The 26,913-nt window shown below is 65.9% G+C and carries 28 protein-coding genes; 21 read left to right on the forward strand and 7 right to left on the reverse strand.

The features are described 5' to 3' along the window. Positions 1-70: 70 nt before the first annotated feature. A complete protein-coding gene (locus GNX71_RS10735; RefSeq protein ID WP_206178292.1) occupies positions 71-781 on the reverse strand; it encodes a phosphatase PAP2 family protein in 711 nt (236 codons plus the stop codon). 82 nt (positions 782-863) lie between these two features. Continuing rightward, positions 864-1,715, reverse strand: a complete 852-nt coding sequence (locus GNX71_RS10740; RefSeq protein WP_206178293.1) for a helix-turn-helix transcriptional regulator — start codon at positions 1,713-1,715, stop codon at positions 864-866. Between the two features lie 89 nt (positions 1,716-1,804). Between GNX71_RS10740 and GNX71_RS10745 the strand changes: the two genes are divergently transcribed. Then, positions 1,805-3,055 (forward strand): MFS transporter, encoded by a 1,251-nt coding sequence (locus tag GNX71_RS10745; RefSeq protein ID WP_206178294.1) that lies wholly within the window; start codon positions 1,805-1,807, stop codon positions 3,053-3,055. A gap of 62 nt (positions 3,056-3,117) precedes the next feature. Continuing rightward, a complete protein-coding gene (locus GNX71_RS10750) occupies positions 3,118-3,867 on the forward strand; it encodes a sulfite exporter TauE/SafE family protein (RefSeq protein WP_206178295.1) in 750 nt (249 codons plus the stop codon). A gap of 1 nt (position 3,868) precedes the next feature. Here the strand turns inward: GNX71_RS10750 and GNX71_RS10755 are convergent, their stop codons facing one another. Then, on the reverse strand, positions 3,869-4,801 hold the full coding sequence (locus GNX71_RS10755) for an AEC family transporter (RefSeq protein WP_206178296.1): 933 nt from the start codon (positions 4,799-4,801) through the stop codon (positions 3,869-3,871). Positions 4,802-4,903: 102 nt separating this feature from the next. Between GNX71_RS10755 and GNX71_RS10760 the strand changes: the two genes are divergently transcribed. Together GNX71_RS10760 and xerD are read left to right on the forward strand one after the other, a co-directional pair. Next, the gene (locus GNX71_RS10760) at positions 4,904-5,878 is read left to right on the forward strand and encodes a tripartite tricarboxylate transporter substrate binding protein BugE (protein WP_206178297.1); all 975 of its coding nucleotides are present in this window, start codon (positions 4,904-4,906) and stop codon (positions 5,876-5,878) included. A gap of 67 nt (positions 5,879-5,945) precedes the next feature. After that, positions 5,946-6,857 (forward strand): site-specific tyrosine recombinase XerD, encoded by a 912-nt coding sequence (gene xerD / locus GNX71_RS10765; RefSeq protein WP_206178298.1) that lies wholly within the window; start codon positions 5,946-5,948, stop codon positions 6,855-6,857. Positions 6,858-6,869: 12 nt separating this feature from the next. On the opposite strand, the gene GNX71_RS10770 is transcribed toward xerD, so the two are convergent. Next, positions 6,870-7,754 carry a LysR substrate-binding domain-containing protein gene (locus GNX71_RS10770; protein ID WP_206178299.1) on the reverse strand — a complete coding sequence of 295 codons (885 nt, stop codon included), beginning with the start codon at positions 7,752-7,754 and terminating at the stop codon, positions 6,870-6,872. 253 nt (positions 7,755-8,007) lie between these two features. Between GNX71_RS10770 and phnD the strand changes: the two genes are divergently transcribed. The 12 genes from phnD to GNX71_RS10830 all read left to right on the forward strand — a co-directional run bounded on the left by phnD (position 8,008) and on the right by GNX71_RS10830 (position 19,520). Next, entirely contained in the window at positions 8,008-8,871 is an 864-nt protein-coding gene (gene phnD / locus GNX71_RS10775) for a phosphonate ABC transporter substrate-binding protein (protein ID WP_277401898.1), read from the forward strand. Further along, positions 8,868-9,701, forward strand: a complete 834-nt coding sequence (phnC, locus tag GNX71_RS10780; protein ID WP_206178301.1) for a phosphonate ABC transporter ATP-binding protein — start codon at positions 8,868-8,870, stop codon at positions 9,699-9,701. The genes phnD and phnC overlap by 4 nt, the downstream gene beginning before the upstream one ends. Next, positions 9,698-10,519, forward strand: a complete 822-nt coding sequence (gene phnE, locus GNX71_RS10785; protein ID WP_052810660.1) for a phosphonate ABC transporter, permease protein PhnE — start codon at positions 9,698-9,700, stop codon at positions 10,517-10,519. The genes phnC and phnE overlap by 4 nt, the downstream gene beginning before the upstream one ends. After that, entirely contained in the window at positions 10,516-11,775 is a 1,260-nt protein-coding gene (gene phnA, locus GNX71_RS10790; protein WP_206178302.1) for a phosphonoacetate hydrolase, read from the forward strand. The genes phnE and phnA overlap by 4 nt, the downstream gene beginning before the upstream one ends. Before the next feature lie 10 nt (positions 11,776-11,785). Continuing rightward, entirely contained in the window at positions 11,786-12,889 is a 1,104-nt protein-coding gene (gene psrA, locus GNX71_RS10795) for an iron-containing alcohol dehydrogenase PsrA (protein ID WP_206178303.1), read from the forward strand. Continuing rightward, positions 12,886-14,355 (forward strand): phosphonoacetaldehyde dehydrogenase, encoded by a 1,470-nt coding sequence (phnY, locus tag GNX71_RS10800; protein WP_206178304.1) that lies wholly within the window; start codon positions 12,886-12,888, stop codon positions 14,353-14,355. The genes psrA and phnY overlap by 4 nt, the downstream gene beginning before the upstream one ends. A gap of 26 nt (positions 14,356-14,381) precedes the next feature. After that, complete coding sequence (locus GNX71_RS10805; protein WP_206178305.1) at positions 14,382-15,128, forward strand: DUF72 domain-containing protein; 747 nt, start codon at positions 14,382-14,384, stop codon at positions 15,126-15,128. A gap of 21 nt (positions 15,129-15,149) precedes the next feature. Next, the gene (locus tag GNX71_RS10810) at positions 15,150-16,118 is read left to right on the forward strand and encodes a tripartite tricarboxylate transporter substrate binding protein (protein ID WP_206178306.1); all 969 of its coding nucleotides are present in this window, start codon (positions 15,150-15,152) and stop codon (positions 16,116-16,118) included. 19 nt (positions 16,119-16,137) lie between these two features. Continuing rightward, positions 16,138-17,106: a tripartite tricarboxylate transporter substrate binding protein gene (locus GNX71_RS10815; RefSeq protein ID WP_241027310.1), complete on the forward strand. Its 969-nt coding sequence runs from the start codon at positions 16,138-16,140 to the stop codon at positions 17,104-17,106. Between the two features lie 51 nt (positions 17,107-17,157). After that, positions 17,158-17,772 (forward strand): TetR/AcrR family transcriptional regulator, encoded by a 615-nt coding sequence (locus tag GNX71_RS10820; protein WP_206178308.1) that lies wholly within the window; start codon positions 17,158-17,160, stop codon positions 17,770-17,772. Positions 17,773-17,865: 93 nt separating this feature from the next. Then, positions 17,866-18,999: a thiolase family protein gene (locus GNX71_RS10825; RefSeq protein ID WP_206178309.1), complete on the forward strand. Its 1,134-nt coding sequence runs from the start codon at positions 17,866-17,868 to the stop codon at positions 18,997-18,999. Positions 19,000-19,040: 41 nt separating this feature from the next. After that, the gene (locus tag GNX71_RS10830; RefSeq protein WP_206178310.1) at positions 19,041-19,520 is read left to right on the forward strand and encodes a MaoC family dehydratase; all 480 of its coding nucleotides are present in this window, start codon (positions 19,041-19,043) and stop codon (positions 19,518-19,520) included. Positions 19,521-19,530: 10 nt separating this feature from the next. Here GNX71_RS10830 and GNX71_RS10835 read toward each other — a convergent pair whose 3' ends face one another. Both GNX71_RS10835 and GNX71_RS10840 read right to left on the reverse strand, forming a co-directional pair. Next, positions 19,531-20,223 carry a pentapeptide repeat-containing protein gene (locus tag GNX71_RS10835; RefSeq protein WP_206178311.1) on the reverse strand — a complete coding sequence of 231 codons (693 nt, stop codon included), beginning with the start codon at positions 20,221-20,223 and terminating at the stop codon, positions 19,531-19,533. Next, positions 20,220-21,032 (reverse strand): ferritin-like domain-containing protein, encoded by an 813-nt coding sequence (locus GNX71_RS10840; protein ID WP_206178312.1) that lies wholly within the window; start codon positions 21,030-21,032, stop codon positions 20,220-20,222. Before GNX71_RS10840 ends, GNX71_RS10835 begins: the two co-directional genes overlap by 4 nt. A 37-nt stretch (positions 21,033-21,069) precedes the next feature. Between GNX71_RS10840 and GNX71_RS10845 the strand changes: the two genes are divergently transcribed. The 5 genes from GNX71_RS10845 to GNX71_RS10865 all read left to right on the forward strand — a co-directional run bounded on the left by GNX71_RS10845 (position 21,070) and on the right by GNX71_RS10865 (position 25,998). Then, positions 21,070-21,594: a gamma carbonic anhydrase family protein gene (locus tag GNX71_RS10845; protein WP_206178313.1), complete on the forward strand. Its 525-nt coding sequence runs from the start codon at positions 21,070-21,072 to the stop codon at positions 21,592-21,594. A gap of 34 nt (positions 21,595-21,628) precedes the next feature. Then, on the forward strand, positions 21,629-22,627 hold the full coding sequence (locus tag GNX71_RS10850) for an Hsp33 family molecular chaperone HslO (RefSeq protein WP_042579482.1): 999 nt from the start codon (positions 21,629-21,631) through the stop codon (positions 22,625-22,627). A 514-nt stretch (positions 22,628-23,141) separates the two neighbouring features. Beyond that, positions 23,142-23,540 (forward strand): ESPR domain-containing protein, encoded by a 399-nt coding sequence (locus tag GNX71_RS10855; protein ID WP_206178314.1) that lies wholly within the window; start codon positions 23,142-23,144, stop codon positions 23,538-23,540. 156 nt (positions 23,541-23,696) lie between these two features. Then, on the forward strand, positions 23,697-24,170 hold the full coding sequence (locus GNX71_RS10860) for a hypothetical protein (protein WP_206178315.1): 474 nt from the start codon (positions 23,697-23,699) through the stop codon (positions 24,168-24,170). Between the two features lie 124 nt (positions 24,171-24,294). Beyond that, positions 24,295-25,998: a ShlB/FhaC/HecB family hemolysin secretion/activation protein gene (locus GNX71_RS10865; RefSeq protein WP_206179410.1), complete on the forward strand. Its 1,704-nt coding sequence runs from the start codon at positions 24,295-24,297 to the stop codon at positions 25,996-25,998. Positions 25,999-26,048: 50 nt separating this feature from the next. Here GNX71_RS10865 and GNX71_RS10870 read toward each other — a convergent pair whose 3' ends face one another. Beyond that, positions 26,049-26,903: an NAD(P)-binding domain-containing protein gene (locus GNX71_RS10870; protein ID WP_206178316.1), complete on the reverse strand. Its 855-nt coding sequence runs from the start codon at positions 26,901-26,903 to the stop codon at positions 26,049-26,051. Positions 26,904-26,913: the final 10 nt, after the last annotated feature.

Genomic DNA, 26,913 nt, shown 5'->3' on the forward strand with positions numbered 1-26,913 from the left:
CCGTTGATCGATTGCAGCCCTTGCGGGGTGCGCCATTGGATCGATCCCTTCCTCGCTCGGCCTGTGTTGGTCAGTGATGACCAATGATATCCGCTCCGACCGGAGGGGAATCCCCTGGCAAACGCTTGCCCGGCCGCCAGCGCAGCGACGGCAGTGCGAACGCCATGCCGAGCAGCGCACCCGCCACCACGTCCAGCACCACGTGCTGCTTGACCGCCAGCGTCGAATAGGCGATGGCGGCGAACCAGGCCCAGTTGACGATGCGCAGCACGATGGGCGTGCCGGCCTGCCGCAGCAGGTGCTCGATCCAGAGGGCGGTGAAGATCGCGACCGCCACGTGCATCGACGGGCAGGCGTTGCCCGCCGCGTCCACGCCCTGCAGCATCGCGAAACCGGGATAGCCCGAGACGTCCATGGCCAAAGGCGGTATCTGGGTCGGCCAGAAGTAGAAGAGGGCGAGGCCGGTGAGGCACAGCGCGCCGATCCACAGCCCGTAGACCACCAGCTCGCGAAAGGTGAGCTGTAGCCCCGGCGCGATGCCCACGTAGACCCAGAGCGAGAGGTAGGCGCCCAGCGTGTAGGGCTGGAACGGAATCAGGTGGTCCAGCGCCGTGAGCGGCATCACCGCGACCGGGAAGGAGGGGTTGCGCAGCAGATGGAAGTAGCCGATGAAGAACAGCCAGGTGAAGGCCGTGGTCCCGACCGCCTTCAGGAGGAAATGGCGGCGAATGCGCAGGCCGATGTCGGCGGTCCAGGTCTGCGGTCGGGGAGGCGGTGCCATGGGCAGGTCGATGGGAGGTCCGTGGTTTTTCGGGCCCGCCGATCTTGCCAGAGCGTCGTGAAGGCCCCGCACGCCGAATGGTTCAGGCAGGGACGGACGAGCGCTTCTTGTGCTGGAACGAAGTCGGCGAGCGCCCCGTGGCCGCCTTGAACATCGCGCAGAACGCGCTGTCGGTGGCATAGCCGCTGGCCGCCGCCACCTGGCTCACCGCCATGCCGCGCGCGAGCAGCGGCAGCGCATGCGCCATCACCGCCTGCTGGCGCCATTGCTGCCAGCTCATGCCGAGCTGGTCGCGGAACAGCCGCGCCACCGTGCGCTCGCTGGCGCCGATGGTGGCGGCGCGCTCGGCCAGCGTGGAGCGGTCGGCGGGGTTGCGCAGCAGCGCCTCGCAGAGCTGGCGCAGGCGCTTGTCGGTGGGCAGCGGCACGTCGATGCGGATCTGCGTGGCGCGCTCGATCTCGTCGACCAGCAGCGGCGCGATCATGCGTTCGCGCTGCGGCGCCTGCGGGTCGGTGGGCGGCAGGCCGTCTGGCGTGGTGTCGAGCGCGAGCATCAGGGCGCGCATCAGCGGGCTGATCTCGAGCACCTCGCATTTCTCCCAGGACGGTGCGAGCCAGGCGTGCAGGTAGATGGTGCGCAGCTCGGCGTCCTCGATCAGCATGATGCTGTGCGGCATGTTCGCCGGCACCCAAAGCGCACGCGAGGGCGGCACGATGTAGCTGCCGTCCTCGGTGCTCAGGCGGATCACGCCGCGGGTGGAAAAGGTGAGCTGCGGCCACGGATGCTGGTGCAGCTCGACGAAGGTGTCGGCACTCAGGAAGTGCTCCTTGGCGCGCAGCGGGCGCACCGCGTCGGGGGCGTAGAGGTGCGGCGTGAGCGAGGCGACGCTGGTGACCGGAGAAGGATGGAAAGCGGTGGAGGAGGCGCGTGGCATGGTTTCGACAAATGTTGTCGCTGTATCGCCATTCTGCCGCTCCCCGGGGGCATAGCATCGGTGCCTGCCCCGGTTTTTTGTAGCAATCCATGTCTTCCCACGCGACCACCACACCCCCCGCCACCACCTTGCGCTCCGACGCGCAACTCATCGGCCTCGTCGGCCTGGCCCACGCGATCAGCCATTTCAGCCAGCTCATCCTGGCGCCGCTGTTCCCGTGGCTGAAGGACGCGTTCAACGTGAGCTACACCGAGCTGGGCGCCGTGCTCACGGTGTTCTTCGTGGTCTCGTGCATCGTGCAGGCGGCGTCGGGTTTCATCGTCGACAAGCTGGGTCCGCGCCCGGTGCTGTTCGTCGGCCTGGGCGCACTGGGGCTGGCCGCCTTCGGTTATGCGATGGCGCAGAGCTACTGGATGCTCCTGCTGTGTGCCGTGGTCGGCGGTATCGGCAACGGCGTGTTCCACCCGGTGGACTACACCCTCTTCAACCGCAAGGTCGCGCCCACGCGCCTGGGCCACGCCTACAGCGTGCACGGCATCACCGGGAGCCTGGGCTGGGCGCTCGCGCCGGCCTTCGTGGTGCCGATCGCCATCGCGTTCTCGTGGCGCGTGGCGCTGGCTTCGGCCGGCGTGCTGGCCATCGTCGTGCTGCTGGTGTTGTGGATCTATCGCAGCGTGCTGTCGCTCGATGTCGCGGCCGTGCACAAGGCCACGGGGCAGGGGGAGCCCGCGCCGATCGGCGGCGAGTTCGACTTCCTGCGCATCCCCGCGGTGTGGATGTGCTTCGGTTTCTTCTTCTTCTATGCCGCGGTGATCAGCGTGGTGCAGACCTTCGCACCCGTGGCCGCGGGCCATCTGCATGCGGTGCCGGTGGCGCTGGTGGCGGTGTGCCTCACGGTCTACATGGTGGCGAGCGCGGCCGGCATGGTGGTGGGCGGTTTCCTTGCTTCCGACCCGTCGCGTTGCGAGCGAATCGTGGGCGCGGGCTTCGGCATCGCGGCTGCGCTCGCGCTCGTGTTGGCCTTCGCGCAGTTCCCGCCGATCCTCGTGCCGGTGCTGTTCGGCGCCATGGGTTTTGTCTCCGGCGTGGCCGGTCCGTCGCGCGACCTGCTGGTCAAGCGCTCGACGCCGCCCAATGCCACGGGCCGCGTCTACGGCGTGGTGTATGCGGGGCTCGACATCGGACAGGCGCTCGCGCCACTGGTCTTCGGCCGCCTGATGGACCACGGCCAGTACACGAGCGTGATCGTCGGCCTGGCGCTGGTGCAGGGCGTGCTGATCGCGAGCGCGTTCAACGTCACGCGGGTGCGCCGCACGGCGCTTGTGCCGGCTTCGGCCTGACACCACCTCTCCGGCCCGCCGGTTGAGGCGGGCACGGTGCGGCGGCTTCTATCATCGGCCGCATGCAAGCCTTGTATGTCTATGTGATCGTCGGCGCCGTGCTGGCGGGTTTCGTGCAGGGCCTGTCGGGCTTTGCATTCGGATTGGTGGCGATGTCGGTCTGGGCCTGGACCCTGGAGCCGCAACTGGCCGCGGTGCTCGCGCTGTTCGGCGCGCTGACGGGGCAGGTGATCGCTGCTGTCACGGTGCGACGCACTTTCGACAAGTCCTTGCTCTGGCCGTTCGTGCTCGGTGGCCTTGTCGGCGTGCCATTCGGTGTGTGGCTGCTGCCGCATCTCGATCTCGTGGTCTTCAAGGTGTGCCTGGGCGCGCTGCTGGTGCTGTGGTGCCCGGCGATGCTGATGTCGCAGCACCTGCCGAAGATCACTTTCGGTGGCCGCGCGGCAGATGGCATTGTGGGCGCCATCGGCGGGGCGATGGCGGGTATCGGTGGCTTCTCGGGGACGATCCCCACGCTCTGGTGCACGTTGCGCGGCTTCCAGCGCGACACCCAGCGTGCGGTGATCCAGAACTTCAACCTGTCAATGCTGCTGGTGGCGTTTGCGATTCACCTCGCCAGCGGCAGCATCGTCGCCTCGATGGTGCCGCTGCTGGGGCTGGTCGCGCTGGCGGTTGCGGTGCCAGTGCTGCTGGGCGCGCGGCTTTATATCGGCGTCAGCGAGACGGCGTTTCGCAAGCTTGTGCTGAGCTTGCTCACCGCATCGGGCGTGGCGATGCTGGCGTCGGCGGTGCCGGCGTTGATGCAGCGATGAGCTATCTCGGCAACGCCAGCGCAAACGGCAGGCTCACAACCCCCAGCACCGTCGACAGCGTCACCAGCCCTGCCACATACGGCCCGTTGTAGCCCATGCGCGCCGCGAGCACATAGGCGCTCGACGCCGTCGGCACCGCCGAGAACGCCATCAGCACCGACGCCTGGATGCCGTCCAGCCGCAGTGCCCGTGCCAGCCCCCACGCCACCAGCGGAAGAATCAGGTGCCGTATCGCCAGCACCGACCCCGCCAGTACCTTGCCGCGCCCCAGCGTCGCGAACTGCATCCCCGCGCCCGCGGCCAGCAGGCCCAGCGCGAGCGAGGCGGCGCCGATGCGCGTGAGCGTCGGCGTGAGCCAGTTCGGCACCGCGAGGCCCAGCACGTTCGCCAGCAGCCCGGCCACCGTCGCCACGATCAGCGGGTTGCGCACCAGCTGCCGCACGAAGCCGGTCTGTGCGTGCCGCGTCATCGGCCACACGGCCGCGATGTTGAACATCGGCACGCACACGCCGATCAGCACCGCGATGAGCAAGAGGCCCTCGGGGCCCGCGAGCCGGTCGGCCAGCGCGAGGCAGATGAAGGAGTTGAAGCGGAACGCGACCTGCGCGCTGGCGGCATGGTCGCGTCGGTCGATGTGCGGGCCGATGCCTGGCACGAAGGGCAGGGCGTAGGCCAGCGCGATGCCGCACAAGCCGATGCCGACGCCGGCGGTCAGCAGGCTCGAGGTGGCACCGAAATCGAGCGGGCTGCGCACGATCGAATGGAACAGCAACACCGGAAAAAGGAAGTAGTAGACGAGGCTCTCGACCTGGTCCCACACGCGGCGGTCGAGCGCGGTGTAGCGGCACAGGAGCCAGCCGATGGCGATGAGGGAGAAATCGGGGAAAAGCAGCTGCGCGTAGTTCACGTTTCGAGCATAAACCGCACGGACCATGGGTAATCCAGAGCATGGGCGGGCCCCTGGAGCCGCTAGCATCCGGGCTTCGCTTTTTTCGACATCTGTCAGTCAGAGTCAGTCAAATCAAGGAGTTATTCGATGCAACGTCGTCAATGGAGCACCCTGATGGGGGCAGTCGCGCTGGCCGCAGTCGCAGGCCAGAGCTTTGCACAGGGCTATCCCAACAAGCCGGTCGAACTGAGCGTGCCGTTCGCTCCGGGCGGCACGACGGACATCGTGGCGCGCGTGATCTCCGATCCGCTGGGCAAGATCCTGGGCCAGCCGGTGGTGGTGATCAACCGCGCCGGTGGCGGCGGCATCGTCGGCGCGGCTGAAACCGCCCGCGCCACGCCCGACGGCTACAAGCTCGGCGTGGCCACCGTCTCGAGCACGGCGGCCAACCCGGCCATCAACCCGAAGACGCCCTACGACCCGATCAACGACTTCACGCCGATCACCAACATCGCGGCCACGCCGAACATCATCGCGGTGAACCCGAGCTTCCCGGCCAAGAACTACGCCGAGTTCGTCGCCGAGCTGAAAAAGAACCCCGGCAAGTATTCGTACGCCTCGTCGGGCACGGGCGGCATCGGCCACCTGCTGATGGAGCTCTACAAGAGCCTGACCAACACCTTCGTCACGCACATCCCCTACCGCGGCGCGGGCCCGGCGCTGAACGACGTGGTGGCCGGCCAGGTGCCGATCATGTTCGACAACATCCCCTCGGCCATGCCCTTCATCACCAGCGGCCGGCTGATCCCGATCGTGGTGTCGGCGCCCCAGCGCCTGGCTGCACTGCCGAACGTGCCGACGTTCAAGGAAGTGGGCCTCGAACCGGTGAACCGCATGGCCTACTACGGCATCCTCGGCCCCAAGGGCCTGCCGAAGGAAGTGGTCGACAAGGTCGCCGCCGGCGTGAAGAAGGCGGTGGAAGATCCGGCCGTGAAGAAGCGCATCGAAGACACCGGCTCGCTGATCGTGGCCAACACGCCCGAGCAGTTCGCAGCGCAGATCAAGGCCGAGTACGAGGTCTACAAGCAGGTCGTGAAGAAGCAGAACCTGAAGCTCGACTGACCGGCCTCTGCCCCACGAAAGCCGCCCGCACCCCGGGCGGCTTTTTCTTTTTGTTATCTTGCACCGCATGACCGAGGCCGCTGCCGCACCCACCCCCGAAATCGACGAGTTCATCGACGCCCTCTGGCTCGAAGACGGTCTCTCGAAGAACACGCTGGCCGCATACCGCCGCGACCTCGCGCTGTTCTCGCAGTGGCTCGGCAAGCAGCGCGGCGGCGTCGCCCTCGATACCGCAGAAGAATCCGATGTGCAGGCCTACATGGGCGTGCGCCTCTCGACCAAGGGCAAGGCCACCTCGGCCAACCGGCGGCTCACCGTGTTCAAGCGCTACTACCGATGGGCGCTGCGCGAGCGCCGCATCACGGCGGATCCGACGATCCGACTCGCACCTGCACGGCAGATGCCGCGCGCCATCAAGACGCTGTCGGAGAAACAGGTCGACGACCTGCTGGCCGCGCCCGATGTCGAGACGCCGCTGGGCCTGCGCGATCGCGCGATGCTCGAGGTGATGTATGCCAGCGGCCTGCGCGTGAGCGAGTTGGTGGCGCTCAAGGTCATCGACATGAGCCTCAACGACGGCGTGCTGCGCGTGCTCGGCAAGGGCAACAAGGAGCGCCTCGTGCCCTTCGGCGGCGAGGCGCGGCGCTGGATCGAACGCTATCTCGACGAGTCGCGCCCCGCGATCCTCGATGGCCAGCAGACGCCCGACCTCTTCGTGACTGCGCGCGGCGCGGGCATGACGCGCGTGATGTTCTGGATCATCGTGAAGAAGCAGGCCGCGGCCGCCGGCATCCATGTGCCGCTGTCGCCGCACACGCTGCGGCATGCCTTCGCCACGCACCTGCTGAACCATGGCGTGGACCTGCGCGCGGTGCAGTTGCTGCTCGGCCATGCCGACATCTCGACCACCACCATCTACACGCACGTGGCGCGCGAGCGCCTGAAGCAGCTGCACGCGGCGCACCACCCGCGCGGCTGAACCTGCGGCGGTTCAGGCCTTGCGCTTGCGCGCCTCGATGGCCGGCACCAGCGTGTCGAAGAACGCGCTGACCATGCGCATCTCGCGCCGCTCCGCCAGGCACAGCACGTGCGCATACGTGAAGATCTCGGTGTCGCTGAAGCCGACCATGCGCAGGTCGGGGCTCGGCACGAACTCCACGCTCGACACCGCCGCAATGCCCAGGCCCTGTGCGACGGCTTCGCGGATCACCTCGCGGCTGCTGATCTCCATCACCACGTCGACTTCGACCTTCGCCTTGGCGAGCGCGAGTTCGAGCGCCTTGCGCGTGGTCGATCCTTCTTCTCGCATGATGAGCCGCTCGCCCTGCAGCTCGGCCAGGCGGATGTTGCGCCGCCGCGCGAAGCGGTGCGTTGACGGCACGAACATCACGACCGGGTGCTGGCTGAACGGCACCGAGAGAAAGCGGTCGTCGCGCACCATCTGTGCGAGCACGCCGACGTCGGCGCTGTAGTCGACGAGGCTGTCGAGCACGTCCTGCGAATTGCCGGTGCTCACCGTCACCTTCACGCCGGGGTAGCGCAGGCTGAAGTCGACCAGCATCTTCGTCACGTGGTACGGCCCCACGGCCGCCACGCGCAGGTGGCCCGTGCGCAGCGTGCCTGCATCGCCGAGCAGCGCGACCGCATCGCCTTCGAGGCTGAAGATCTGCTGCGCGAGCTGCATCAGCTGTTCGCCGATTTCGGTGAGCTGCACGCGCCGGCCGCGCCGGTGGAAGAGCTCGACCTGGTAGGCCTCTTCGAGAAACCGCACCTGCGTGGTGATGGTGGGCTGGCTCACATGCAGGTGTTCGGCGGCCTTGGTGAAGCTGCCCTCGCGGGCCACGGCATAGAAGGAACGCAGCTGTGTCAGACGCATGGCAAGGCCTCTTTTCGAACTATAGATTCAGTATATAGATCATCGAAAAAATTTGAATTTGTTCGATACATGGCTCGGTGATTTACTCCGCTTCAAGACGGACCAGGCAGCGACAGACAAACGCCGGACGTCCCGAAATCCTCTCGATGTCATGACCACGACACGAAGCACTGGAAGACTCGGAACGGGCGCTTTTGCCCTTCGAAACCACCAGGAGGAATTCATGCAACACAGACCACTGGAGACAACCATGATGAAGCGCAGAAAGTTGCTGTTCGGCACTGCAGCCGTCACAGCGTCCGCCTTCGTGCCGATGGCACGGGCACAGCAGGTTCTTACTGTCGGGCTGATTCCTTCCGAGGATTCGCGCGCCATGATCGCCAACAGCCAGGCCATGATGGACATGCTGTCCAAGGCGCTCGGTTTCCCGGTCAAGCCCTTCGTGGCGGCCGACTACAACGGCGTGATCGAGGCGCTGCGTTCAAAGCGTCTCGACGTGGCCTACCTCGGCCCGTTCTCTTATGTGTTGGGCGCGACTGTCGCCGACATCGAGGCCTTCGCGGTCGCCGAGACCAAGAAGGCCGGGCGCACCTTCTATTACAGCCAGATCGTCACGCACAAGGACACCGGCATCAAGACAGTGGCCGACCTCAAGGGCAAGACCTTCGCATTCGTCGACCCGAGCTCGACCTCGGGCCACCTGTTCCCGAAGGCCGGGCTGATGAAGCTGGGCTTCAACACCGACAAGGACTTCGGTCGCGTGATCTTCTCGGGCTCGCACGACTCGAGCGCGATCGCGGTGCAGAACAAGAAGGTGGACGCCGCGGCCATTGCCGACCGCATCCTCGATGCCGCCGTTTCCAAGGGTCTCGTCAAGCGCGAAGACCTGGTCGAGGTGTGGAAGTCGGACCCGATTCCCGAGTCGCCCACCGTGTGGCGCAAGGACCTGCCCGCGGACCTGAAGACGCGCGTGCAGGCCGCCTTCCTGCAGGTGAAGAACATCCCCTGGTCCGACCAGGGCGAGCTCAACGGTTTCCACCCGACCAACGACGCGGCCTACAACATCATCCGCGACACGGCCAAGGTGCTGAACCTCGACCTGAGGAAGATGAAATGATCGAAATCCGAGGCCTGTGCAAGCGCTACGGCGACTTCACCGCGCTCCACCGCGTCGACCTCACGGTCGCCAAGGGTGAGTTCGTCGTCATCCTCGGCGCGTCGGGTGCGGGCAAGTCCACCTTGCTTCGCTGCATCAACCACCTGGCCGAGCCGAGCGAGGGCGAGATCCATGTGGATGGCGAGCGTTCGCGCGGCGACCGCGCCGGCCTGCGCAAGGTGCGCCGCGATGTGGCGATGATCTTCCAGCACTACAACGTGGTGCCGCGCCTGTCGGTACTCAAGAACGTGCTGACCGGGCGGCTCGGCTCGATGCCGGCGATCGCTTCGTGGTTCCAGATCTTTCCCGCCAAGGACATCGCCATCGCCCGCGAGTGCCTGCGCCGCGTGGAGCTCGACCACAAGTCGGACCTGCGCACCGACACGCTTTCGGGCGGCCAGAAGCAGCGCGTGGGCATCGCCCGGGCGCTGGCGCAGCAGCCCAAGGTGATCCTGGCCGACGAGCCTGTGGCGAGCCTCGACCCGAAGACCTCGCGCAAGGTGCTCAACTATCTGAAGCAGGCCAGCAGCGAGGCGGGCATCACCGTCATCTGCAACCTGCACCAGGTGGACTACGCGCGCGAATTCGCGCAGCGCGTGATCGGTGTCGCGGCCGGTCGTGTCGTGTTCGAAGGCCGGCCCGACGAGCTGACCGAAGAGGTGCTGCAGCGCATCTACCCGGGTGGTCTCGAGGACGGTCCCATCGAGCCGCCCGCACCCGCCGCATCGCCTGCAGCCGCTCCCGTGGCCGCGGTGCGCCCCGCCCAGCAACTCGCCCTGGAGCAATCATGATCGCCATCGGACGCTACAACCTGCTGGTCGCCAAGAGCGGCGGCAACCCGGGCTGGTGGAAGTACGCCCTTGCCGGACTGGCCCTGCTGTCCGTGATGTGGTGGGCCGCCATCGGCAGCCAGGTCAGCTTCAGCGAACTGGCCAAGGGCATGCCGTGGATCGCCGACTTCCTCGGCCGCATGCTGCCGCCCAACTGGGAGTTCATGCAGCGGCTGGTGAAGCCGGCCATCGAGACGGTGCAGATCGCGCTCTGGGGCACGCTGCTGTCGGTGATTCTTGCGGTGCCGCTGTGCTTCTTCGCGGCGCGGAACATCTCGCCGAACATCGCGGTGTTCCATGCGATGCGGCAGGTGCTGAACATCACGCGCGGCATCAACGAGATCATCCTCGCGCTGATCTTCGTGGCGGCCGTGGGCCTCGGGCCGTTCCCCGGCGTGCTGGCCCTGGCGCTGCATGGCGCGGGCATGCTCGGCAAGTTCTTCGCGGAGTCGATCGAGGAGATCGACCAGGGTCCGCTCGAGGCATTGCGTGCCACCGGGGCAGGGCCCATACAGACCATCATCTTCGGCGTCATCCCGCAGGTCGTGACCGCGTGGATCGGCGTCATCGTCTACCGCTTCGAGACCAACCTGCGCCAGGCCACGGTGCTGGGCATGGTGGGCGCGGGCGGCATCGGCTTCGAACTGGTGGGGAGCATGAAGCTGTTCCAGTACCAGGACACCGCAACCTGCATCCTGGTGATCGTCGTCATGGTGATGACCGCCGACTACCTGTCGACCAAGTTGCGCGCATGGATTCAACAAGGAGCGCATCAATGACGGACAAGCCGACCCTCCCGGGCATCTCGGTGAACGGCCGCAGCTACAAGTCGCCCTCGCAGCCCGTCGTCGTGGTGTGCGTGGACGGCTGCGAGCCCGACTACATCACGCAGGCGATCCAGGCCGGTGTCGCGCCCTTCATGAAGAAGATGCTGGCCGCGGGCAGTTCGCTGGTGGGCGACTGCGTGGTGCCCAGCTTCACGAACCCGAACAACCTCTCGATCGTGACCGGCGCGCCGCCCTCGGTGCATGGCATCTGCGGCAACTACTTCCTCGATACCGCGCAGGGCAAGGAAGTGATGATGAACGACCCGGCCTACCTGCGCGCCGAGACGCTGCTGGCGGTGTTCTCCAAGGCCGGCGCGAAGGTCGCGGTGGTGACGGCCAAGGACAAGCTGCGCACGCTGCTGGGCCACCGCATGGAAGGCATCTGCTTCTCGGCCGAGAAGGCCGACCAGGCGACGCGCGCCAACGGCGGCATCGACGACGTGCTGGCGCTGGTCGGCAAACCCGTGCCCTCGGTCTACAGCGCGGATCTGAGCGAGTTCGTGTTCGCGGCCGGCGTGAAGCTGATGGAGACGCAGCGGCCCGACCTCATGTACCTCTCGACCACCGACTATGTGCAGCACAAGTGCGCGCCCGGCACGGCCGGCGCCAATGACTTCTACGCCATGATGGACGGCTACCTCGCGCAGCTCGATGCGCTGGGCGCCACCATCGCGCTCACCGCCGACCACGGCATGAGCCCGAAGACCGATGCGGCCGGCAATCCGCGCATCGTGTTCCTTCAGGAGGTGCTCGATGCGCGCCTCGGCACCGGACGCGGCCGGGTGATCCTGCCGATCACCGATCCGTATGTGGTGCACCACGGCGCGCTCGGCTCGTTCGCGACCGTCTACCTTGAAGCGGGTGTGGATGTGCCCGCGCTGGTCGAGGCGCTGAGGGCCACCGACGGTATCGAGCAGGTGCTCACGCGCGACGAAGCGGCGCAGCGCTTCGAACTGCCGCCGGACCGCATCGGCGATCTCGTGGTGGTGTCGGACCACCTCGCCGTGATCGGCACGCGCGCCTCGGAGCACGACCTGAGCGGCCTCACGGTGCCGCTGCGCTCGCACGGCGGGCTGTCCGAACAGAAGGTGCCGTTGCTGTTCAACCGGCGACTGCAGGGTGTCGATCCGAAGCGGCGACTGCGCAACTTCGACATCTTCGACCTGGCCCTGAACCACGCGATCCCGGCGACACCCGCCGCCACCTGACGAGACATCCATGAGCGCCAACTACCACAACCCCGTACAGAGCGTGTACGGGGCAGGGGCCCTGTCGTCCCTGCCGAAACTGCTCGACGGCCGCCGCGCCGCATTGGTGACCTTTCCGGAGGCCCGTGCCATCGGCCTGCTGGGCCGGCTGGAATCGGTGCTGCAGGGCGCATTGGCCTGCACCATCGACCAGACGCGGCCCAACCCGGATGTCGCCGAACTGGCCGGCCTCTACGAGTGGTTCTGGCGAGACCATGCGGATGTGGAGGTGCTCATCGCGGTCGGCGGCGGCAGCGCCATCGACACCGCGAAGGCGCTCATGGTCGCGAACGATGCGGCGAGTTTTTCCGATCTCGTGGCAGGCCTTGCCGGCGAGCGGCCTTTCGTTCCCACGCGCAGCAAGATGCTGATCGCCGTGCCCACCACCGCCGGCACCGGCAGCGAGGTCACGCCCTGGGCCACGGTGTGGGACCGCGAGCGGCAGAAGAAGTATTCGCTGCACCTGCCCGAGACCTGGCCGCGCTATGCGGTGGTCGACCCGGAGCTGATGCTGTCGCTGCCCGCGGCCGTCACGCTGCAGAGCGGGCTCGATGCGCTGTCGCATGCGCTCGAAGCCATCTGGAACGTGAATGCGAATCCGCTGTCCGACACCTTCGCCGTCTCGGCCGTGCGCGACACGCTCGAGGTGCTGCCGCAGCTGATGGGACAGCTCGACAACGTCGAACTGCGGGGGCGCATGGCGCTCGCGGCGCTCAAGGCCGGCATGGCGTTCTCCAACACCAAGACGGCGCTCGCGCACTCCATCTCCTACGAGATGACGCTGCGCTACGGCCTGCCGCATGGCATCGCCTGCTCATTCCTGCTGCCGATGGTGCTGGAGCGCGCCATCGGCCGGCGCGCCGACCGCGACGCGGTGCTGCACGAAGCGCTCGGCATGCCGCTCGCAGAGGCACCGCAGCAGCTGGCGGCCTTCATCGAATCGCTGGGCGTGAAGACCCGCTTCGCCGACTACGGCGTGGGCGACGACGAAGCCCGGGAGATGCTGCTGCATGCGCAGGGCGGGGCGCGCGGCAAGAATTTCATCGGCAACGACTTCGCGGAGAACCAGGCATGACCACACTTGCCACACCCCATCCACCTCATCGTGACAGCGCGGCCTTTCGCGCCGAGTCCCTGCGCATCGGCGGCGAGCGCGTGCGGCGCGAGCGCACACTCGATGTGTTCAACCCGTACACCAACGAGCGCGTGGGCACCGTGCCGCTCGCTTCGGTGGACGATGTGCGCGAGGCCTTCCGCATCGGCCATGCGTACCACTCGACCCTGTCGCGCTACGAGCGCGCGAGCATCCTGCAGCGGGCCTGCGCACTGCTGCGTGCACGCGCCGAAGAAGGGGCCGCGATCATCACGATGGAGTCGGGCCTGTGCAAGAAGGACGCGCTATATGAGATCGGCCGTGTCGCCGAGGTGCTGACCTTCGGCGCGACCGAGGCGCTGCGCGACGACGGGCAGGTCTTCTCGTGCGACCTCACGGCCCACGGCAAGAAGCGCAAGGTCATCACGCTGCGCGAGCCGCTCCTGGGCGTGATCTCCGCGATCACGCCGTTCAACCACCCGATGAATCAGGTGGCGCACAAGGTGGTGCCGAGCATCGCGACCAACAACCGCATGGTGCTCAAGCCCTCGGAGAAAGTGCCGCTCTCGGCCTTCTACCTGGCCGACATCCTCTACGAAGCAGGCTTGCCGCCCGAGATGTTCCAGGTGGTGACGGGCGACCCGCGCGAGATCGCCGACGAGTTGATCACGAATGCGCAGGTGGACCTCGTCACCTTCACCGGCGGCGTGGCCATCGGCAAGTACATCGCCGCCAAGGCAGGCTACCGGCGCATCGTGCTGGAATTGGGCGGCAACGATCCGCTGATCGTGATGGAGGACGCCGACCTCGACCGCGCCTCCGACCTCGCGGTGCAGGGCTCGTACAAGAATTCGGGCCAACGCTGTACGGCAGTCAAGCGCATGCTGGTGCACAAGGATGTGGCGAGCGAGTTCACCGAGCGCGTGGTCGAGAAGACCAGGCGCTGGAAATACGGCGACCCCGCGGATGCGAGCAACGACATGGGCACGGTGATCGACGAAACCGCGGCGCGTCGGTTCGAGCTGCTGGTGGACGAGGCCGTGGCATTGGGCGCGCGGCTGCTCGTGGGCAATCGGCGCGAAGGCGCGCTCTATTCGCCCACCGTGCTCGACAAAGTGCGTCCCGAGATGACGGTGGTGCGCGAGGAAACCTTCGGCCCCGTCTCGCCAATCATCCGCTTCGGCAGCATCGACGAGGCGATCGCCATCTCGAACGGAACGGCCTACGGCCTCTCGTCGGGCATCTGCACCGACCGCATGGACTACGCGACCCGCTTCGCCAACGAGCTGAAGGTGGGCACGGTGAACGTGTGGGAGGTGCCGGGCTACCGCATCGAGCTCACGCCCTTCGGCGGCATCAAGGACTCGGGGCTGGGCTACAAGGAAGGGGTGCAGGAAGCGATCAAGTCGTTCACCAACGGCAAGACGTTCACGATGCCCTGGGGCTGATCGGTCGCAGTGCTTACGATGCGGGGATGACGCAGATCATTCCCGAGATACCGCGCATCGGGTGCGCGGGCTGGAGCCTGCCGCGCGACCTGTGGCCGGCGTTTCCCGCCGAGGGCTCGCACCTCGAGCGTTACGCGCAGCGCTTCGATGCGGTCGAGATCGATACCTCGTTCTACCGGCCGCACCGGCGCGAGACCTACGAGCGGTGGGCCGCTTCGACACCCGGCGGATTCCGTTTCGCGGTCAAGCTGCCGAAGACCGTCACGCACGAGCAGCGGCTTGCCGGTGCGATGCCGGCTTTCGATGAATTCCTTGCGCAGGTGACAGGGCTGGGCGACAGGCTCGGCTGCCTTGTCGTGCAACTGCCGCCGAGCCTCGCTTTCGACGCGCCTGTGGTCCGGCGCTTTCTCGCCGATGTGCGGAAGAGGCACGCCGGCCCTGTGGCACTGGAGCCGAGGCATCGCAGTTGGTTCCTGCCCGCGGCCGAATCGCTGCTGTCGCGCTTTCAGGTCGGGCGCGTGCTGGCCGATCCGGTGCTGTTCGAGGAGGCTGCGGCGCCCGGCGGGTGGCCCGGTCTCGTTTATCTGCGGCTGCATGGATCGCCGCGCCGCTACTGGTCGGCCTACGACGATGCGCTGCTCGAGCGGCTCGCATCGCGTCTGCGGCTCGCGCGCGAGGAGGGCGCCGCGTGCTGGTGCATCTTCGACAACACGGCAGGCGGCGAGGCGGTCGGCAATGCGATGACCCTGGCGCGGCTGCTTCAGAATCGCTGATTCATTCGAGGAGACAACACCATGAACTTCAACAGACTCTGTGCCGGCGTTGCGCTGGCTGCCGCCGCGGGGCTCGCCGTGGCGCAAGGTTTCCCCACCGCCAAGCCGATCCGCCTGATCGTCGGCTACCCGCCGGGCGGCGGCATCGACTTCGCGGCGCGCACGGTGCAGGTGCCGCTGCAGGAGGCGCTCAAGCAGCAGCTGGTGGTCGATTACAAGCCTGGCGCGAGCGGGATGATCGCGGCCACCGAGCTCACGCGCCAGCCGGCTGACGGCTACACGCTGCTACTGGCCAACACCGGTCCCTTTGCCATTGCGCCGTACCTGCAGAGCAAGCCGCCGTACGACCCCATCAAGCAGTTCACGTACATCGGGCAGATCAGCCAGGGCAGCTACATCGCGGTGGCGCGGCCTGACCATCCGGCCAAGAACCTCAAGGAGTTCGTCGTCTGGGCCAAGGGGCAGCCGGGCAAGGTCAATTTCGCCTCGGGCGGCAACGGCACCTCGACGCATTTGAATGGCGAGCTGATGAACCAGGTGACGGGCCTGGACATGACCCACGTGCCCTACAAGGGCAGCGCACCCGCGGTGCAGGATCTGCTGGGCGGGCAGACGCAGATCCTCATCGACGCGGGCAGCGTGCTGCTGCCGCAGGTGAAGGGCGGCAAGCTCAAGGCGCTGGCGGTGACCGGGCCGGTGCGCGATCCGCAGCTGCCCGACGTGCCGACGGTGAAGGAGCTGGGCCTGGCGGGCATGGAGTCGGTGGGCTTCCAGGGGTTGGTGGGGCCGGCCAACATGCCCAAGGACGTGGTCGACCGGCTCTCCAACGAGTTGGCCCGTGCGCTGGCGCAGCCGGCGATCAAGGCCAAGTTCGCGACTGCGGGAGCAGAGGTGCATTCGCTCGGCCCGGTCGAGTTCGCGGCCTTCGTCAAGGCGGACAATGAGAAGTGGTCCAGGCTCATCCGCGAGCGCAAGCTGCAACTCGACTGACCCCTTTCTCATGACAGACATGCATTTCAAGTTCAAGCCGTCGTGGCTTCTCGCCGTTGCCGCGCTCTGTGCTGCCGGCGCGCAGGCCCAAACCGTTCCGAAGACCATCCGCCTCATCGTGGCCTACCCCGCCGGCGGCGTGAGCGACGTGGTCGCGCGTGCGCTCGGCGACAGGCTCGCCGCGCAGCTGGGCACCACGGTGATCGTCGACAACCGCGCCGGTGCGAGCGGCGCTATCGGCATGGATGCGGTGGCCAAGGCCGCGCCCGACGGCGCGACGCTCGGCTTCTCGGCCATCAGCCCGCTGGTGCTGAGCCCGCACCTGGGCAAGCTGCCCTTCGATCCGCTCAAGGACATCGCGCCGGTCGCGAGCGTCATGTATTCGCCGGTGCTGCTGATCGCCACGCCCGCCAGCAAGGCCAAGGATTTCCGCGCGCTCATTGCCGATGCCAAGGCGCAGCCCGGCGCGGTGCGTTGGGCCACCTCGGGGCCGGCGTCGCTCGGGCACATCGTGCTGGAGCAGGTGAGGGCGACGACGGGTGTCGACATCACGCACGTGCCCTACAAGGGCGGCGGCCAGCAGCTCAACGATGCGCTGGGCGGGCAGTTCGAGATCCTGTCGACCAACGCGAGCCCGACGCTCACCTCGCACATCCAGTCGGGCAAGCTGCGGCCGCTGGCCGTGGGCGCGCCGGCGCGGCTCGAGAGCCTGCCGCAGGTGCCCACGCTGGGCGAGCTGGGCTACAACGCGGCGAACATCAATTCGCTGTTCGGCGTGTTCGCACCGGCCGCCACGCCGCCCGCGTTGATCGCGAAATACAACGCCGAGATCAACAAGGCCCTGGCCAGCCCCGAGCTGCGCGCCAAGCTCACTGCCACCGACAACGTGCCGACCGGCGGCACGGCCGCGGCCTTCGCCAAGGAGATCGCCTCGGAGTTCGAGAGCAACGGGCGCATCGTGAAGGCCGCGAACATCAAGGCGGATTGACGAATGACCCTGCGGCTTGCGGTTGGAATTTCCCTACCTTATAGTAGGTAGATGAACAACGCCGCCGCCGCCGCCGCCGCCGCCTCCGCCTCCGCCGCACTTGCTGCCGGCAGCACCCGAGACCAGATCCTCGGCGTGGCGCGCGGCCTCATCGAGACCCGCTCGTACCTGGGCTTCAGCTTCCAGGACGTGGCCAATGCGGTCGGCATTCGCAAGGCAAGCCTGTACCACCATTTTCCGACCAAGGAAGCGCTGGGCGTCGCGGTGATCCGGCAGGCCACCCAGTACTTCAAGGACTGGGATGCGGCCCGCGAGCGAAAGCCCGAGGACGCCCTCGACTCGTATTTCCGCATGTACCGCAACACACTCAAGGCCGGCTCGGGCATGTGCCCCGCAGGGTCGTTGGCGCCGGGGTGGGATTGCATCAACGAAGAGCTGCGCCAGGCGGTGCAGGAGCTGCGCCACACGCAGGTGCTGTGGCTTACCGGCGTGCTGGGCGCGCTGGCGCCGGCAGGGGCGCGGAAGAAAGGCGCCTCCCCGGTCGCTGCGCAGGCCAGCTATGTGTTCTCGGTGTGCCAGGGCGCGCTGCTCGCATCGCGCATGACGGGGCGTGTCGAAGACTTCGACGAAGCCATCGCGCAACTCAGGAGTTCATTGCCCGGCTGATGGCCGGGCGGCATCGCAGGCACGCCAGGGCGTGCTTATTTTTTAATCTCATAGCCTACCGATTGGATGGTAGTTTTAACGCAAGGAGCATCCATGAAAGCCGTCATTTCCGCCTACGCCCGCTCGCCCTTCCACTTCGCGAAGAAGGGCGCGCTCGCCGAGGTGCGCCCCGATACGCTGGCCGCCGGTGTGGTCAAGGGTCTGCTGCAGCGCACCGACCTCGACCCCGCGCTACTCGAAGACATCGTTCTCGGCTGCGCCTACCCCGAGGCCTCGCAGGGCAACAACGTGGCGCGCATCGTCGGCCTGCTGGCCGGGTTGCCGCACGAGGTGGGCGGCATGACGGTGAACCGCTTCTGCGGCTCGTCGATGCAGGCCGTGCACATCGCCGCGGCGCAGATCGAGGCGGGCATGGGCGAGGCCTTCTTGTGCGTCGGCGTGGAGTCGATGACGATGGTGCCGCAGGGCGGCTTCAACTTCTCGCCCAGCCCCGAGCTGCTGGCCAATACCGACGCCTACATCTCGATGGGTGAGACCGCCGAGAACGTCGCGCAGCGCTGGAACGTGAGCCGCGCCGACCAGGAGGCGTTCGCGGTGGAATCGCATCGCAAGGCTGCCGCCGCGCGCGCCGAAGGCCGGCTCGCAGGAGAGATCGTGCCGGTGCGCCTGGCCTCGGGCGACGTGGTCGATGCCGATGGCTGCATCCGCCCGGCGACCTCCACCGAAGCACTGGCGAACCTCAAGCCCGCGTTCCGCCCCGATGGCGTGGTGACGGCCGGCACCTCGTCGCCGCTCACCGACGGCGCGGCCGTCGTGCTCGTGACCAGCGACGCCTTTGCCGCCAAGCACGGCCTGCAGATGCTCGCGCGCATCAAGTCGTTCGCGACCGTGGGCGTGGACCCAGCCATCATGGGCATCGGCCCGATCCCTGCGACCCGCAAGGCACTCGCACGCGCGGGGCTGACCGCGGCAGACCTCGACGTGATCGAGATCAACGAAGCCTTCTCGTCGCAGGCGCTCGCGTGCATCCGCGACCTGGGCCTCGACCCGGCAAAGATCAACCTCGACGGCGGCGGCCTCTCCATCGGCCATCCGCTGGGCGCGACCGGTGCGCGCATCACGGGCAAGGCGGCGTCGCTGCTGGTGCGCGAGAAGGGCCGCTACGCGCTGGCCACGCAGTGCATCGGCGGCGGGCAGGGCATCGCGACCATCCTCGAACGCGTCTGACGGAAAGTTGAGAATGTGCGAAGGCACGACAAGGAGACCTCATGGCCGCACCCACTGACACCGGCGCCAGGCGCGCGCTGTACCTCGAAGACCTCTCGGTCGGCGATCGTTTCCAGAGCGGCGAACACGCGCTCGACGTGGCGCAGATCAAGGCCTTCGCGCTGCAGTTCGATCCGCAGCCCTTTCACACGGATGAAGAGGCCGCGAAGAACACCTTCTTCGGCGGCCTCGCGGCGAGCGGCTGGCATACCGCGGCGCTCACGATGAAGCTGCTGGTGGAAAGCGGTGTGCCGCTGGCCGACGGGATCATCGGTTCGGGCGGCGAGCTGCAGTGGCCCAAGCCGACGCGGCCCGGCGACGTGCTGCATGTGCTGAGCGAGGTGGTCGACATCACGCCCTCGCGCTCCAAGCCCGGCCGCGCGATGGTGACGATGCGCTGCCAGACGCGCAACCAGCGTGGCGAGGTGGTTCAGTACTTCACGCCGAAGCTGGTGGTGCACAGCCGGCCTGTGTCGGGCTGAGCTCTCGGGCTCAGACGACGCGCAGGCCCAGCTCTTCGACCAGCGATGCGGCCTGCCGGTGCGAGATGGTCGCGCCCTTGAACTGCGCGGCGTTGGCAAGGCGCAGGCCGCCCAGGTCGGCATCGCGCAGGTCCGCGCCTTCGAAGCGCGCGAGCTTCAGGTGCGCATTGCGCAGGCTCCCGCCCTCGAACACCGCCTCGCGGAAATCGCAGCCCGACAGGTCGGCTTCGGAGAAGTCCAGTTGCGCGAGCGTCTGCTTGCGGAAAGACAAGCTGCGCAGATGGGCATCGACCAGCAGCGAATCCTTGAAGACGATGCCCAGTGCCGAGACTTCGGCGAAGTGCGCGCCCGTGAGCTTCACGCCCGTGAAGAGCGCGGAAGCGAGCTTGGCGCGCGTCCATTGGGTGTTGTTCAGATCGCAGTCCTGGAAGCGCGCATTCGTGAGGTCTGCGAGACCGAAGTCGGCTTGCCGCGCCCTGCATCCAGTCCAGCGCGTTTCCGACAGCAGGGCACGCTCGAAAGATGCTTCGGCGAACTGGCACAGCGTGAACTGCGCGCCGCGCAGGTCGAGCCGGGAAAGGTCTGCTTCGTCGAAGTCGCAGCGCTCGAAATGCAGGGGCGCTTCGCGGTCTTGCAGGCAGGCGAGCAGGTCGGCGCGGGACCAGGTCTGGTCGGAAATCACGGAGGCGGTGGTCACGTTCATGTGTAGTTGCCGCCGGTCAAGGCACGCAGCTCTTCGGCGGTGAAGCCGGCGCGTTCGCGGGCTTCGAGATTGAATGGCGGCCTGATCCGTGGCGCGTCGTAGCGCGCCACGAGCGCCGGGTAGTTCGCTTCGGCATCGAGGCCCGCGCGCTCGCAGAGCCAGCGGTACCAGTGGTTGCCGATGGCGACGTGGCCCACCTCGTCGCGCAGGATGATGTCCAGGATCTCCACCGCGCGCAGTGCATCGGGCGTGTTGACGCGCTTCAACTTCGCCTGGATCAGCGGCGTGGCGTCGAGCCCGCGCGCCTCGAGCGTGCGCGGCACCAGCGCCATGCGGGCGAGCACGTCGTCCTTCGTTTTCTCGCACATGTTCCAGAGGCCATCGTGGCCGGGGAAGTCGCCGTAGCGGTAGCCCATGTCCTGCAGGTGCGCATGCAGCAGCGTGAAGTGCAAAGCCTCTTCGTCGGCCACGCGCAGCCAGTCGCGGTAGTAGGCCTCGGGCATGCCGTCGTAGCGCCAGACCGCATCGAGCGCGAGGTTGATCGCGTTGAACTCGATGTGGCAGATCGAATGGATCAGCGACGCGCGGCCTTCGGGCGTGAAGGGCGAGCGCTTCTGCACCGCGGTGGCGGACACGCGCTCGGGCTTCTCGGGGCGGCCCGGAACGCCCACATCATCGCCTTCGGTGCGGATCGGGTCGGTTGCTATGGAATCGGTAGCGGCCAGCGCCGCCGTGGCGCGCGTTGCGGCCACCTTCTGTTCAGGATCGGTCAGTCGCAGCGCGGCCAGCGCGCTCAATCGGGGGTGCATCCCTACAATTCTAGTTTTTGCCCCCGGAGACCCCACGATGGCCCTCTATGAACTCGACGGCGTTGCGCCGCAACTCGCCCCCGGCGCCTGGGTCGCCGACAGCGCGGAGGTGATCGGCAACGTGAAGCTCGGCGAGAACGCAAGCATCTGGTTCGGCGCCGTGCTGCGCGGGGACAACGAGACCATGACCATCGGCCGCAACAGCAATGTGCAGGACATGTCGATGCTGCATTCCGATCCCGGCAGCCCACTCACCGTGGGCGAGAACGTCACCATCGGCCACCAGGTCATGCTGCATGGCTGCACCATCGGCGACAACTCGCTCATCGGCATCCAGGCGGTGGTCTTGAATAACGCGAAGATCGGCCGCAATTCGATCGTTGGCGCCGGCAGCGTGGTGACCGAGGGCAAGGAGTTTCCCGACAATTCCCTGATCTTCGGCTCGCCCGCCAAGGTGATGCGCACGATCAGCGACGAAGACGCTGCCCGGCTGCGTCACGGTTCCGACCATTACGTCGAAAACGCCGTTCGCTACGCGAAGGGCCTCAAGAAAATCGCCTGACCCCGCGCAGGCCCAACAGAAAGAAGAATCCGTTTTGAGCGAGCTGCACAAATTCCTGTTCGATGGCCTGCCGGTGCGCGGCATGATCGTGCGCCTGACCGATGCGTGGCAGGAGATCCTTGCGCGGCGCGCCTCCAACACCGCCACCGGCGCCTACCCGCCGCCCGTGGCCGAGCTGCTCGGCGAGATGACCGCCGCGGCCACGCTGATGCAGGCCAACATCAAGTTCAACGGCGCGCTGATCCTGCAGATCTTCGGCGACGGTCCGGTCAAGGTGGCCGTGGCCGAGGCCAAGCCCGACCTCAGCTTGCGCGCCACCGCCAAGGTGATCGGCGACCTGCCGGCCGATGCGCGCCTGCCCGACATGGTCAACGTGAGCAACAAGGGCCGCTGCGCGATCACGCTCGACCCGAAGGACAAGCTCCCGGGTGCCACGCCGTACCAGGGCGTCGTGCCGCTCTTCGGCGACGAAGGCGAGAAGCTCGGCAAGTTGAGCGACGTGCTGCAGCACTACATGCTGCAGAGCGAGCAGCTCGACACCACGCTGGTGCTCGCGGCCGACGACAAGGTGGCGGCGGGCCTCCTGATCCAGCGCCTGCCGGTGAAGGGCGAGGGCAACCTCGAAGGCACCTCGGACAAGGACCGCGACCAGGCCAACGAAGACCAGATCGGCCGAAACGAGGACTACAACCGCATCTCGATCCTGGCCTCGAGCCTGACGCGCGACGAGTTGCTCACGCTCGACATCGAGACCATCCTTCGGCGCCTCTTCTGGGAAGAGAAGCTGCTGCGCTTCGAGCCGCAGGCTGGTCTCCTGGGCCCGCATTTCGCATGCACCTGCGGCCGCGAGCGCGTGGCGCAGATGATCCGCGGGCTCGGCGTCGAAGAGGCCGAGGAAATCCTCGCCGAGCGCGGCGACATCGAGGTGGGCTGCGACTTCTGCGGCAAGCAGTACCGCTTCGACGCGATCGATGCGGCGCAGATCTTCAGGCCGCCGACGGACCAGATTCCGGGCAGTCCGATCGTTCAGTAAGTCGCACTGATGTCAGCGGAGGTGCGCAAGACGCCACCGCCGATGGCTATGTCGTTGCGTGCCGATTCGAGTCCGGCTTGGCAGCACTTCCAGCGAGCGACCCGCCATGCCGGGTCGCTCACGCCGGTCCGCGTGAGACTACTTAATGGGCGACTTCCTGCACGTCGTGGAGTCAATGCCAAAAGAAACCTGCCGAGCGCGAGACGCCTTGACGGACTGAACAGTAGCCCCAGGAGTGCGAGGGGGAAAGTCGCTTGAGCTACCTGTGGAACGGTAGCAGTCGAGCCACAGTCGATCACGTCGATACAACTTAAAGACTCACCGATTGATTCGACGGCGTGACATTTATTGCGCATGCCGTGTGAATCTCTGCGCGTTGAATCTTGTTGACATTTGCTATGCGGAGGTCCTCGGAAAAATTCGGATCCATTGATGCCAGTGTCAGTGGGCCAGCATGTTGCGCCTGCGCCGCGCTTGGCTGTCACGTTGCGCGATCCCAGGGAAAAAAAGAAACATGAACAAGTCGCTTTATAGAGTCGTCTTCAACCGTGCGCGCGGTATTCGCATGGTGGTGCAAGAAACAGCGGCAAGCGACGGCAAGGGGACCAATAAGGCAACGGATGGATCGGCAGCAACAGCACCAGCGAAGGTGGCGGCTGCCGTGGTGTTATTCGGCGCGCTGGTGGCGTTACCCGGACAGGCCCAGATCGTGGGTGCCCCCAACGTTCCCGGCAACCTGCGTCCCACCGTGCTGGTGGCACCCAACGGCGTGCCGCTCATCAACATTCAGACGCCTTCGGCAGCGGGTGTTTCGCGCAACGTCTTCAACCAGTTGAACGTCGGACCCAACGGCGCGATCTTCAACAACAGCCGCACGAATGCGCAGACGCAGTTAGGCAGCATCGAGCAGTAAAAAATATTACTATGACACAAATACGAAAAAATTTTACGAAGAAAATACCACTATTGTTGCCCCTAGAAAGATTCAAAAGCTTCTTGAGAATTCCACATTTGAGCGAGGCATCAAGAAAGCCATGGATGTTCTTGGCATCAAATATGATTAGAGATCATGAAAATATTTACAAGCAAACTAATGGAAGGGTATTTTTTCGAAAATCGCCCTCGCCCTTTGATCCCAGATAAATTGGAGAGAACTTTTTTGAGTCTTCCTTTTTTCGAGCTGCAGGGCTGCGTATTTTTCGATTATCTAGTAAAACCAGAATCGAGAGGGAAGTTTAATTTTCATCGATATGGCAACAGATCAAGATGCGAAGCATCCGTAAATGGATTCCATTTGCAGGATTTTTGCGACAAGAAAAAATCTACAATCCCTATTGGCTTTTTATTTTTTGAGGAGTTCGTGAAAATTTGGAGGCGAAGATCTGATGAAAATGTTGTGATTTATTTTGGAATAACTCCTCCCGAAGAAGAGTTTGGCCCCGATGTGACCTTCACGTTTCACAAGAAGCGTGAAAATGAAACATGGATGAACCTGGAAAGCATTGAGAAATTGGACACTGCCTTTATGGTTGTTGAGATTTGATTAATTGATCTGATTTTAAATAAAATCCTCAAGAGGAATCGAGGGGGGAATTTGCTTTGAAATTTGAAATGAAATAAATAATAAAGGGGAGTCTGATTTGAAACGCAAACTGCTGGTGACTGCTATGGCAGCCAGCCCACTTCTGGCCTTTGCCCAGCAATCCTCAACAACGCCGCAGCCCTTCGTCGAGCAGCAACGCCAGCAGGAGCGTGAACGCGCCTTGCGCGAGCTGAACGAACGCGCTGCCGACCAACGCCCGCAGGCGGCCCCGCCAGCGCCCGCCCAACGCATCCCCGAATCCGAGTCCCCGTGCTTTCGCATCGACCGTGTGCTGTTGGTCGGCGAGCAGGCCGACGCTTTCCAATGGGTCGTTGCCGATCTTTCAGGACCCGAGGGCAATGACTCGCCCATCGGCCGATGTCTCGGCACAGCCGGTGTTAACGTGGTCCTCGCACGAGCCCAGCAAGCCGCCATTGCCCGCGGCTACGTTACGACCCGCGTGCTGGCCGCACCGCAGGATCTGTCTACCGGCACCCTGACCCTGTCGCTCGTGCCCGGCCGTATCGCAGCTATTCGGACAACGTCCGATTCTTCGTCCACGTTGCTCGACAGCTCCGCCTTGCTGGCCACGGCCATTCCGGCACGCCCCGGCGATCTGCTGAATCTGCGCGACATAGAGCAAGGCTTGGAGAATCTCAAGCGCGCCCCCACCGCCGAAGCCGACATCCAGATCGAACCATCGACAGCGCCGAACGCTAGGCCGGGCGACAGTGATCTTGTCGTCAAGTACGTGCAGTCCAAGAAATGGCGCGTCAATCTGAGCCTGGACGACAGCGGCACCAAGGCCACGGGTCGCAACCAGGCCGGTGTCACCGTCTCGCTCGACAACCCACTGGGCCTGAACGATCTGTTCTACCTCAGCGCCAACCACAGCATCAACAGCCACTTCCTTTCGGAGCCGAGCTACGGCACCGAAGGTCAGGTCGCCCACTATTCCTTGCCCTTCGGCTACTGGATGCTCGGCTTCACGGCGACGAACAGCCAGTACCACCAGAGCGTTGCTGGCCTGAACGGCGACATCGTCTATGCCGGCAAGACCAACAATGCCGAGGTCAAGCTCTCACGCCTGGTCTACCGCGACCAGAGCCGCAAGACGACGGTGGCGATCAAGGGCTTCCGCCGCGAGTCGCGCAGCTTCATCGAAGACCAGGAGATTGAGGTACAGCACCGCGTGGTCGGCGGTTGGGAGCTGAGCCTGGGCCACAAGGAATACATCGGCGAAGCCACGCTCGAAGGCACGCTGGCCTACAAGCGCGGCACTGGCGGCTTCGGCTCGCGCACCGCACCGGAAGAAGAGTTCGGCGAGGGCACTTCGCGCCTGAGACTCTATACGGCCGACATCAGCCTCAACGCGCCGTTCAAGCTCGGCGAGCAGAAGCTGCGCTACTCGGGCCTCATCCGCGCGCAGTGGAACCGCACGCCGCTGACGCCGCAAGACCGCTTCGCCATTGGCGGGCGCTACACGGTGCGCGGCTTCGATGGCGAGACGAACCTCATGGGCGAGCGCGGCTGGCTGCTGCGCAACGATATCGGCTGGGCCATGGGGCAGAGCGGCGCCGAGCTCTATGCGGGCATGGACTACGGACATGTCGGCGGGCGCTCCACCATCGACACGCTTGGCCGTAATCTCGCAGGTGCCGTGGTCGGCGTGCGTGGACAGTGGAGCAAGCTGAGCTACGACTTTTTCGTCGGCGCACCCATCAGCAAGCCCCAGGGCTATCGAACGGCGAAGGGCACGCTTGGGCTCAATCTGAGTGCGACTTTTTGAAGCACTTCGGGGTGCGCGGCTGCTTTCGGCCGCGCGTCGCGTTCGAGCAATTAGCGCATCACCTTCACCATCGCGGCCAAGCGTTCGTTCGCGAAACCTGCTTCCAGCGATCGGTCGAACAACCCCATCAGGAAATCCGGAAAACTCGCATCGAGCCCGGCTTCCCGCGCCTGCTTCACGAAAAGCCGGCCCGAGCCCGCGCAAGTGGCCATCGAGCTCTCGGGCTCGCCGTAGCGGTTGGCGTGGATGGCTTGGCCCTCGGCGCTGATCATTTCGCCGAGCACCGGCGAGATCGCGCCGATCATCTGCGAGAAGGCGTCCACCCCCAGCCCTTCGGCCTCGCAGATGCGCACGCCGTGGAAGAACCCGCTCATCGCGCCGAACATGCACGAGAGCGTGGCCAGATCCCACGCCGCCGCGTTGCCGATGGGTTCGCCCATGTACTGGATGTTTCCGGCAATGGCTTCGAGCATCGGCCGGCAGGCGGTGAGGGCGCGTTCCTCGCCGGAGATGAAGAGCGGCGTATCGGGCCGGCCGATCTGGCCGGGCGTGGCGAGCAGGGCGCCGTCCAGGTAGGCCACACCGCTCAGGGCGGCCCAGTCTTCGCGCGCGTCCTGCGGGGTGCCGGTGCTCAGTTGCACCAGCACCTTGCCGCGCAGCGCATCGGCCACGCCGGGCGCGGCGAGGATCGCGCGCGACGCCGTGTAGTCGGCCACGCAGACCAGCACGACGGGGCTGGCCTGCACTGCGGCGAGCGCGGTCGGCGCGAGCACCGTGCCCTGGTTCAGCAGGGGCGTCGCGCGCTCGGCGGTGCGGTTCCATACCGTCAGCGTGAATTTCGATTGAAGGGCGCGCGCAAGGGCCATGCCCATGGGGCCGAGGCCGATGAGGGAAACGTCTGTCATGTCGTGTGTT

Source organism: Variovorax sp. RKNM96, assembly GCF_017161115.1.
Taxonomy (GTDB): domain Bacteria; phylum Pseudomonadota; class Gammaproteobacteria; order Burkholderiales; family Burkholderiaceae_C; genus Variovorax.